Origin of the sequence: Leptospira limi, from assembly GCF_026151395.1 — a bacterium.
Taxonomy (GTDB): domain Bacteria; phylum Spirochaetota; class Leptospiria; order Leptospirales; family Leptospiraceae; genus Leptospira_A; species Leptospira_A limi.
Map to the genome: position 1 here is coordinate 135837 of NZ_JAMQPV010000004.1, position 10832 is coordinate 146668.

The 10832-nt window shown below is 34.4% G+C and carries 8 protein-coding genes; 1 reads left to right on the top strand and 7 read right to left on the bottom strand.

Translation table 11 applies throughout. The features are described from left to right. Nucleotides 1–17 precede the first annotated feature (17 nt). Nucleotides 18–824: a hypothetical protein gene (locus ND812_RS17275; protein ID WP_265376590.1), complete on the top strand. Its 807-nt coding sequence runs from the start codon at nt 18–20 to the stop codon at nt 822–824. On the opposite strand, the gene ND812_RS17280 is transcribed toward ND812_RS17275, so the two are convergent. Genes ND812_RS17280 through ND812_RS17310 form a run of 7 tightly spaced genes read right to left on the bottom strand, consistent with a single transcriptional unit; the run spans nt 808 to nt 10832 of the window. Further along, nucleotides 808–3132, bottom strand: coding sequence for an ATP-binding protein (locus ND812_RS17280; RefSeq protein WP_265376591.1), 2325 nt, complete (start codon nt 3130–3132; stop codon nt 808–810). The two genes, ND812_RS17275 and ND812_RS17280, sit on opposite strands and share 17 nt — an antisense overlap. Nucleotides 3133–3189: 57 nt before the next feature. Continuing rightward, complete coding sequence (htpG, locus tag ND812_RS17285) at nt 3190–5022, bottom strand: molecular chaperone HtpG (protein WP_265376592.1); 1833 nt, start codon at nt 5020–5022, stop codon at nt 3190–3192. A gap of 3 nt (nt 5023–5025) precedes the next feature. Continuing rightward, complete coding sequence (locus tag ND812_RS17290; protein WP_265376593.1) at nt 5026–6591, bottom strand: BatD family protein; 1566 nt, start codon at nt 6589–6591, stop codon at nt 5026–5028. After that, nucleotides 6575–8218, bottom strand: coding sequence for a VWA domain-containing protein BatB (gene batB / locus ND812_RS17295; RefSeq protein ID WP_265376594.1), 1644 nt, complete (start codon nt 8216–8218; stop codon nt 6575–6577). Before batB ends, ND812_RS17290 begins: the two co-directional genes overlap by 17 nt. A gap of 5 nt (nt 8219–8223) precedes the next feature. Beyond that, complete coding sequence (batA, locus tag ND812_RS17300; protein WP_265376595.1) at nt 8224–9177, bottom strand: VWA domain-containing protein BatA; 954 nt, start codon at nt 9175–9177, stop codon at nt 8224–8226. Nucleotide 9178: 1 nt separating this feature from the next. Continuing rightward, entirely contained in the window at nt 9179–10021 is an 843-nt protein-coding gene (locus ND812_RS17305; protein WP_265376596.1) for an LB_053 family protein, read from the bottom strand. Further along, nucleotides 10014–10832 carry a DUF58 domain-containing protein gene (locus tag ND812_RS17310; RefSeq protein ID WP_265376597.1) on the bottom strand — a complete coding sequence of 273 codons (819 nt, stop codon included), beginning with the start codon at nt 10830–10832 and terminating at the stop codon, nt 10014–10016. Before ND812_RS17310 ends, ND812_RS17305 begins: the two co-directional genes overlap by 8 nt.

The following is a 10832-nucleotide window of genomic DNA, read 5'->3' on the forward strand; positions in this document are numbered from 1 at the left end:
ATCCAAAGTTGGGGCAAATGAAAGAAGTTCTCGTTACCATACAAACGGTTTATCAGTATTTGGAAAAATTGGGTCCAAAAAAGTCCTTTCAAATATTGAAAAATTTGGGATACGAAAAACTTCTTTCCCTTACTGGAAAAGTACCGAAGGAACGCCTCATCGTTTTAACACAGAAATTGAGTGAAGAAACAGTCGTTGAGTTAGTGAATCAAATCCCTGAAAAAATTTTGGTGGAGATGATACGTGAAAATGATGATGATGATTTGGTTTATTTCATTCATTCGTTATCGATTGCAGATCTTGCCATTGTATCTAAAAGTATCCCTCCACACGATGTGGGTCTATTGGCAAAAACATTAGGTCCCGAAGCAAGTGTTGAAGTTTTAAAATCTCTCGGTATCCAAAAGTCGATATCTTTACTAAAAGAAATTCCAATGCGAGATTTTTTATGGTTAGTTGATAAAATTCAGCTTCAGCCTATCATTCAATTGGTAAATGAACTTTCCGTTGCAGATTGTAAAAAATGGATCAAACAAAGAGGATTAGAAGAATTACCGATCCTTCTCAAGTTTTTTGGTGTTTCGAATGTTTTGGAAATCTTTAAAAAATTGGGTATGAACCAAGCATTAGCAATGATGCAACTTTTGGGTACAAGGGAAATGATGGAATTATCGGTTCTTTTGTCTAAAATGAATTTAGACTTACAGAACATCCCTTCCCATTTACATTCCAAACCCGTTGTTTTGGAAAAAGAAAAATCAAAAATACCGCCAAAGAAAAAAGCTGCACCTAAAAAGAAGAAGGTGGTTAAACGTTCCCATTGACGATTGGGAAGTGAATGGTAAATTTACTTCCTTCACCCATTTTACTTTCAACAAATATTTCTCCGGACATCTTTTCTACCAGTGATTTAACAATGGAAAGTCCAAGGCCTGTTCCACCTATTTTTCTATTATCTGTGGATGGGATTCGGAAAAATCGATCAAAGATTTGATTTTTGTAGTTGGGATCAATTCCGATTCCAGTGTCTTCAACTATGATTTCCACTTTCCCGTTGGCGTCGCGTAACGAGATTCCAATTTTCCCTTTGAATGTGTACTTTAGTGCGTTGACGTATAAGTTTGTTATAATTTGCGAAAATTCGAATTTGATGCCACGAATCAAAAGGCCTTTTTTCAAAGAAAGTTCCCATTCAATTGGTTTTCCTTTTGCAAGATGAGAATTCATGTGTATGACATCTTCAATCACAGGCACAGGATCAAAAATTTCTATCACTTCGGCTTCTTTGTCTTTTTCTCGCGAAGTTGTTAATTTTAGCAGGTTTTCGATTAGAAAACTAAGTCTTTTTGCGTTTTTATCGATTACTTCCAACATATTGATATGTTCTTTGTTGAACGGTAAAGAAGAGTCCGATTTAAAAAATTCTAAGTACCCACGGATATTTGTCATCGGGCTACGTAATTCGTGGCTTACATTGGAGATAAATTCATGTTGGAGTCTTTCTTGTTCTTTTCGTTCGGAGTTAGGTCGGAATTGAACTTGGTATCTCTTTTTTGGAGATAAGAGTATGGACGTAAAACTGATATCAACTTCCAGTTTGGAGCCATCTTTTACTAAAATTTCTACATCAGGAAGTGATAACATTGTATCGGAAGACAAGTCGGATCCAAACCGTAATTGGTTGGATACTTGGTTTCCGATGATGATATCTTCGATATTCATTTTTGTGATATCACCTCTGGTATATCCAGTTAAAGAACGGAATTGGTTATTTGCTTCCAGGATACTCCCTGTATCAGCATCAACTAAGGCGATCGCCTCTCTTGAAAATTCAAATAGGTAACGATATTTTTCTTCCGAGTATTGTAAGTCAACTGCGGATCTATCTAATTTAATTTCCAAAATTGAAATTAAATTTTCCAATTCAGTGATCTCTTCTCTTTGTAATTCGATTTTGGCGTTAAATGAATCTAACATTGAGTTTACGAGTACTTTGACTCTGTTGTCCAGTTGAAGTGTTTCGTCGGTGTTAAGCCGTGAACTGTAATTTCCTTGGAGCATATCCAAAACCAATGAATTGACATCAACAATTAAGTGTCTAACTGCGTTTAGTTTTCGGTAATTGATTTGTGAAGGTGCATGTAATTTTACATTTGTTGGTTCTTGGAAACTGGATAATTTTCTAACATCGAATACTTTTTTAGGTTCCAGAGCTGATAAAATTTCTTCAAAGTTTAGAGCAGCTTGAACAGCCTCTGGTTGGATGACCCTTCGAATTAAACGAAAATAGACATCTTTTAGCAACGGGAAAAGAGTTGTTTCGTCACCATGGTAAGAAAAAACTCCTTTTTGGATTAATGGATGTTCGGTGAGAAGGTTTTTTGTTTCTCCTACTCTTAAGTGCGGGTAAAAATGAGAAAGTTGAAGGTCTTCCCATAAATTGCCATGATACTCTTTGTTTGCATTTTGAAGGAAATCTATGGCTTTTTTGACAGCCAATAATACTCCTGATATTTCTCTTCCAGTTTTTAAAACAGCGTCACCACTAAATGCAAGTAAGGTGGAGGGATAAATCGTACCTTTTTTTAGTATGGGAAGTTCTAAGCTATTCGCAAAGTCTTGGAAGTTCCGGAGGAAAGGACTTGAAAATGGATCAGATACAAGTCCTAAGCAATTAGGTTTTAAAAATTCTTTTTCTTCTAAAAAGCCAGGTGTGTCAATGTAACGCACTTTTACAGGATTTTTAGGTGCATATTCTTCTAGGAATTTTTCAGCGAATAATCTTTCAATAGAATTGATATGTGGAACAGGAAGGATATAGGCTTTATTTCTGGTTAAGTCTTCTGGTTTGAATTGAAATCTTGAATAAAAAGATAAAGGAGAATGATAAAGATAAATTCCTCTATAGATTCTTTTGAGTTTTGATTTTTTTAAAAAACTATCTTGTAGGTATGCAATGGTCGGAACTTCCCCTGCTTCCACTCGTCCAGCATCCAATAAAGGTAAAATAGCTTTGTGGTGAGTATTTAGGTGTAGTGTAACTTTAACTCCAAATTCTTCGAAGTAACCTTTTTTGTAGGCAACCACGATGGGTAAGGAGCTGAGTCGACTTGTAATACAAATTTGGATCACTTGGCAACAATTCCATTTATGGGAATCGTTGCCAAATCTTTATGAGAGGAATTTGTCCTAGGTAGAAAAAATCTCCTGAAGAAATTCTGTTGTTCTTTTTGTGTACTCTGAGACTTCTTTTTCGTCCATTACCTTGGCAGAGAGTAAAGACAAATCGTAGATGACACGTGCCAATTTTTTTCCTTTCTCTGGGTTGACTCCCTCAAACGCCTGTAAGGCGAATTTTACAAGAGGAGATTTTGAGTTTACCATCAAAGTATGAGACTTAAGCATTGATTTAGTGTCTTCTCTGTTAAACATAGAATTCATTTCTGTCATTCTACGCATAAATTCAGGAAGTAAGATAACCCCTGGGACATCTACTGATTTTAGTGCTTCTACTTTGACTTGAACCCCTTCCTTTGGTAATGCAACTTCAAAGAGTTTTGCGATTCGATTGGATTCTGTTTCATTGGATTCGTTTACAATTTCAGTATTTGATTCTTTGTCTAAAACTTGATCAGCGATTTCTGAATCCACTCTTTGGAATTTCCAATCGGGATTTTTACCCTCTAAGTGTTGGATGAGGTGAGAATCAATTTTAGAATCAACTAAGAGGGCTTCTAGTCCTTGTGATCTGAGTAGTTCCATATAAACAGAACCCATTTCTGTTTCATTTGCATAAAAGATTTTGTTTTGATTCTTTTCTTTGTTCTTTTCCCAATATTCAGAAACAGTTGAGAAACCATTTTCGGAATTTTTAAAGATGATATGATCTGTCATTGAATCATAAAATTTTTCATCTGTTAGTACGCCATATTTGACAAAGATAGATATATCGTTCCAGTTTTCTTCATACTTTGAACGATTCTTTTTAAAATCATCAATCAGTCGGTCTGCTACTTTTTTAATGATATGGTTGGAGATTTTTTTAACGAGTGGATCGTTTTGTAAATACGAACGTGAGACATTCAGAGGTAAGTCAGGTATGTCGATTGTTCCTTTGAGAATCGTTAAAAATTGAGGGATTAACTCACTTGCATTATCACTTACAAAGACATGATTGCAAAAAAGTTTGATTCCATTTTTTGAAGCTTCTAATTCATGTGTGAGTTTTGGAAAGTATAAGATCCCTTGTAATCGGAAAGGGTAATCCACGTTGAGGTGGATATGAAATAAAGATTCCCCTGAAAATGGAAACAAGTAAGAATAAAAATCCTTATAATCTTCAGGAGACAGTTTAGAAGGTTCCTCAGACCAAAGTGGTTTTTCTCTATTTGCTTTTTCTCCTTGGACAAAGATTGAAACGGGCAGAAAATCACAGTATTTTTTGATTAGTTCCTTCAATTTCCATTTATCAAGGTATTCACCTGATTCACTGTCCAAGTACAGAGAAATTTTTGTACCTCTAGTATTTTTTTCAATGGGTGTAATTGAAAAGTCAGTGCCTGATTCACTTGACCACATAACCGCCGATTGGCCAGACTTGTAGGATTTAGTCTCAATGGTTACTTGTCTAGAGACCATAAAACTCGAATAAAAACCTAGACCAAAATGGCCGATGATCTCTGCTTTATTTTCGGCATTTTGGTATTGTTTGGCGAAGTCTGTGGCACCAGAAAAAGCAATTTGATTGATGTATTTTTTAACTTCATCGATGGTCATTCCAATCCCATTGTCTTCGATGGTTAAAATTCGTTTATCGACATCAAAATTTAGGTCAATGCGGTAATCACTTCCACCTTCAAATTCTTCTGTCAAGGCTACTTTTTTTAGTTTGGTGATTGCATCACTTGCGTTGGAAACAAGTTCCCTTAGGAAAATATCCTTTTCGGAATAGAGCCATTTTTTAATGATCGGGAAAATGTTTTCTGTTTCGACACTTATTTTGCCTTTTTCTTCAGCTGACATATGTTACTCCTTTGTTTTTAATGTTTTGGCAATGTGTAATGCCATCATCTTGTCTTTTTTCGATAAGTTTTTATATAAATGGGAGAGGTCAGTGTGATTACTGATCAATTCGGTGAGCCATATGGAATCGGTTTTTGGTACTCCCTTTTTTTCTAAATGTTCTGTTAAGAAAAAATCTCTTTTTTTGCCAAAACTTTCAACCATACGAACAAAAGAATTGGTCTCCACATTTAGTTTATACTTTTTAAGTGCTACGTAACCAAGGATTCCTAAAACTGCAAGTAAAACTAAAGAGAAGAAAGGTAATTCTAATTGTAATTTTTCCTTTTTTGGAGGAATTACTTCCGCTATTTTCCTCTTCGGTAGAATTTGAAATTCTGGAAAATTGATAGAGATTGTTTTGTATTTTTTTTCTGCTAGGGAGAAAAAACTTAATTGGATAGGCTCCACTTTTTCCATTGGCATTTTTTCGATTTGATAGCTGTAAAGAAATTTTACTTTTGAAAGGAATCCGTATTCTCCTGAGTCTAGTTGTTGGAAATTTTTTACTTTTGATTGATTGATACACTGAATCTTTTGATTAGAAAAAACCATTGGTGATATTCCTTCAAATCCACCTTCTCCTTCTATCATGATCTCAATGTATGCAGTTTCACCAACATACACCTGTTTGGGAGAGCTGAGGATGTGCATTTTAAAGTTCCCAATAGCGCCTCTAAAATCATGAGGTGAGTTTTTTGGAAGGTCTAAAACAATGACCTTTGCAGGTATTGTATCAATTGTTTGTTGGAGTGAATTGAATCGTAAACTATCGCCTGTTATGAATTTAGTTTTACCTAAAAGGAAACTCCCTGATCTAAGTGCTGTTAATCCATAAATTTCTTTTGCAAACACCAGAGTTTTTTTAAGTACATTATTCCTTACGACTTCTGGTTCGATTTGAACTGTCACTTGCCTTAAAGTTTCTGAAAGAAAAAATGGAAATGAGATGGATTGGTTCGGGTCTCTCTCTAGGAAAGGTTGCCTATATTGATCATAGTACAAAACAAAGTAACCAACTATAGGTTCACCTTTGTAAAATACCGACTTATTCGTATGAAAGGATACCTCTGGATTTTCTCCGGTAGTTGGTTCATCTATATCAAACGGAAAAGACTTAAAAAAACTATTTGGTGGATTTTTTGTTTTTTTACTGACTTTAAAGTCAAAAGGAGGTGAAGAATATTGTTTGCCCGCATACTCAACCGTTATTTCGGGTAATTGGAAATTTCCTTCTTGTTCTGTATCAACGTAAAAGTTGATGATTTGTGATTTAGATACTTTGAAATTTACGATTTGAGTTTCGGTGCCACTCCCAACATATCGTATTCTGACACCATTACGTTTTACGTTTGTTTGTAATGTTCGAAAGGGTTTGTCTCCATAAGCTTTTACTTCTAATTTTGCAAATTCTCCTAAAGAGAATTCGTTTGGATGGAAAAAAAATTCCACTTCCGTAGAGTATAAGTTTGTAATAGAGGCAAAGAGAAAATAGAATACAAATGGAATCAATTTACCAAAATTTCTCATTATCAATTGGACCTCCCCGTTTATTTTTTAAAATGGAGTCGTTGGAAAATGGCTCAAACATCCTGTCGATATCGGATTGCTTTTGTTTGGAAGGATTCGTTTTGTCATTTTGTGGTTTTGATTCTGAAGGATTCGGATTTTCACCATTCCCTTGTTTTTGGTTTTCCGATGGATTTTGCTTAGATTGGTTTTTTTTCGTTAAGTGTTCTATGTTTTTTTTTGCCGCGATTTGATTGGGGTTATGTTTTAAACTTTCCACATAGGAGTTGAGGGCATTTTCTTTTTGGCCTAATTTACTAAAAATGTTTCCCAATGTTAGATTTGCTTTTGATTTGAGGTTGGAGTTTGATTTAGGATGGGAAAGAATTTTTTCTGAAAGTTCTTTTGCTTCATTGTACTTTCCTAATTGATAAGCACTTGCTGCTTCATTGTAAATTAATCTTGGGTCATCTTGGAAGTATTCCTTTGCGTTCAAAAATTCTTTTTGGCTCTCATTGAAATTCTGGTTTTGGTAAGATTTAACTCCCCTTTCTACAGCATTCCCTCCTGGATCCAACTCCCATGCCTCTAAGCTATGTTGGAAAAGGATGACGCAAAATAAGAGAGTAATCATTTTGAGTGGGGATTTTTTCTGAAGTCCAATGGAGAAAATTCTTTCTAGTAATAAAAACAACAAAGAGAGTAACAAATATGGATGTGCTCCATCTTCATTTTTAAATTTTTCCAATCTTTGGATCTTGTTTTTTTTCATCACCTTCACTTTGTCGATAAGTTGGAAACTCCCATCAGGATAAAAGGATATGTTGGAATATTCGCCATTATATTTTTCTGCGATCGTTTCTAAAAATTCCTTATTTAATTTGGATACTATAACATTGTCTCCATAAGGTGATTCCACCAAATTGGAGTCATACGTAACAAATCCGCCTTTCCCGGTACTCGGATCCCTAAATTCGATTGGTCCACCTTCTTCTGTTCCGACCCCCCAAACCATTACTTCATTTTCTAGATCCGGTAACGACTGTTTTTCGTGGTCTTCCCCGTCAGTAACAATGACAGTGATAGATGATCGAATTCCTTGATTTTTTTTAAGTACCTTCCCAACTCTTTCTAGAGCAACTCCTAAATTTGTGCCTTTTGTCCCTACCATTTCTACACTTAACGATTGTATGTAATCTGAAACGGCAGATAAATCAGTAGTCATCGGACAAAACGAAAATGATTGGCCTGCAAATACAATGATCCCAATTCGATTACCTTTTAATTCAGGAAGTGTCCTCAATATTAGATCCTGAAAACGTTTCAGACGATTTGGTTTAACATCTATTGCATTCATAGATAAACTTACATCGACTACAAATAAGATATCCGTAGATTCAAATTCCTTTGTAGATTCCACATCAATTGATTTGATTTTGTATAAAGACAATAAACACAAAATGAGAGCAAACAATAGTGATAGATAACGTAAGAATAATAAAAACTGATTGGAAGTGGTAAGCCTTGAGTTAAATTCTAAATGTTTTTTTGTAAGTTGTGAAGCTTTGAAATTGATGAAGATTTTGATACTAGCAACGAGAATTCCCAAAAGAATGGTGATAGATCCAAATAAAATGACAGTTTTCATTTCCATTAGAGTTTCTCTTGTAAGGGGTAAAATTTTAGAATTAGATTTAAGAATAGGAATAGAAAAACGACAAACACAAAGGAAGGGAATTTCGTTTCTTGGATTTCAAGAGGTTTTGAAGGTAATTCGACAACCTCTAGCCTATCGATTTCGTTTAATACTTCCCCCAAAACCTCAGGCGATTCAGCTCTAAAAAATCTTCCGCTGGTATCGGATGAAATTTTCTGTAATGATTCATAATTTACTTCGTATTGGCCTTCTTCTTTGCCAATACCTATACAATACACTTTGATGCCTAATGTTTTTGAAGTATATGCTGCTGTTTCTGGATCTAGTTTTCCAGTATTTGATACTCCATCTGTTAAAAGGATGATTACTTTTGATTTAGCTTCTGAATTTTTTAATCGATATGTAGATAAAACGAGTGCATCTCCAATCGCTGTACCTTGTTCTTCTATATCTTCATTCGAAGTATCTTCAATTAACTCATCCAAGGCAGTTCGGTCACTTGAAAGTGGTGACTGCAGATACGCTGCTCCTGCAAATACAACAATCCCTATTCGATCATAAATTCTTTTTTGAATGAATGCTCTTAATAATTCTTTTGATACAGAGAGTCGATTTTTTGGTAAAAAATCATAGGAGTTAACCATAGAGCCCGAGATATCAAGTGCGATCATAATATCAACACCTTTAGTGTTATCAGGCATTAGGTTGTATTTTGCTCCTGGACCTGCGGAAGCAAAAACCAAAGATAACATTGCAAGATAAATCAAAATCTCATTAAAAATATAAAATTGTTTTTTGAAGCTTACCCAAATTGTTGATTTATGCTCTTGGAATCTGTCGGATTGTACAAAAAAAATAGGGCCATATGGATTTGTTTTCCATTGATAGATGAAAATAATTATGATTGGGATCAAAAGTAATAATAAATATGGTCTTTGGAAGTAATCCATATTATAAAAGAAAATCCTTTTTAATACGATTCCAAATGATTCTCGCGTCCTCGTTTGAAATCGTATTACTATTTTGATTGTATTTTAGGTCTCTAAAATAAAGTCTTAAGTCTCGAATGGAAGAGTCAGGTATATGAGTTTTATCATGTAAAATTGCTAAAAATTCAGAGTCAGTTGTGCCTAATAAGTTCTCTTCAAATTTTTCCGAGTATACTTCCTTTAAGTAATTACTAATTCGAAATGTAAGTTCTTTCTCGTCTATAGTTTCTGAATTGAGATATTGTTCTAAGAGGTGTAGTCGTTTAGTAGATTCTAATAATTTGGGAGGTTTTTCCCAGATAGCATCGATGATCTTTGGCTTTGATTTCCAATATAAATACAAAGCATATAATAAATATAAATTCAAAATTGTAAAAGCGATGAGTCCAATTAGTCTCAACGCATAAGGACCTGAAAATTGGATTGGTGGTTCTATATCTTCAATTTCAGTTTCATTGCCTGTTAAGTTGCTAAGGACTGAAATTTTAAGTTTCGAATTTGTTTCTATACCATCTTCCTTCCAGTTCACTGGTAAAAAGAAATCTCCAGGCACAAAAAAAATAACGGAAGCAGTGATTTTATTTTTGTCTTTTTTTACAGTTCGAATTTCGAAGGTAGGCAAAGTATGGTCTTCGTAAAACTTGCCTACTTCTAAACTAACGTCTGATACATTATTCTCCCATTCAATGGTATATTCTATGGTGTCTCCAACATATAGATCTCCTGATGGGATTCTTTCCTTTGGTGCAGGGAAAATCGAAAAAAGAAAAGCAGAGAAAATAAAAATATAAACTATTTTAGCCATGTTTTTGTGATTTGAACAAAGGAAGGATTTGGTTATTCAATTTTAAACTAGGGTTTATTTTAATTAGTTTGTTCCCAAATAAATTTTTTGCTGCCGTTTTATCTTCGTCATAAGTTGTCATTGGACTTTTAAGTTTGATCCCTTCCTGTGAAATTGGCTGAAACCACTTTAACCAAAATGGAAAATTCAAATCATCGATAGGATCCGAAATCCAAATTCCATATTGGTCCCATACTTTGGGGATCGAAAATGTTTTTGTCCAAATTGCTAGATGATTAAAATCACTGATCCAATACGTAACTGCATACTTTGGATGGATTTTAAATGCATATTGGCTTGCTATTGTATAGTTTGTTTGGTTTCCATGTTTCTGTTTATTCAGATTTTCGAAATAAGTGAGCACTTCGGTTTCTGTTTTTAACCATTTGTTGGACGAAATTGTCTGATTCGAAAAACTGATTAAAAAAATTCGGTTCCCTATTTTGATGTGAAATAATGATAAAAATAATGCAATTTGGAAGGCAGTTTTTGCTTTTATACCTTCCATAGATTGGCTTAAATCAATGAAGATTAGAATTGTGGCATCTTTTTCTTCGTAAAATTCTTTTGTATGGAGTTCGCCAGTCCGAGATGTTACATTCCAATCGATATAACGAATGTCGTCACCGTATTGGTAATTTCTTACTTCTTTAAAATCAAGCCCTCTTCCCTTATCATTCGTAAAGATAAGTCCTCGCCTATTTGAAATGAATTTTTTCTTAGATTCCCATTGTAAGACTTGGAGTAACCTTTTTAGTTCGGGATCAAGCAT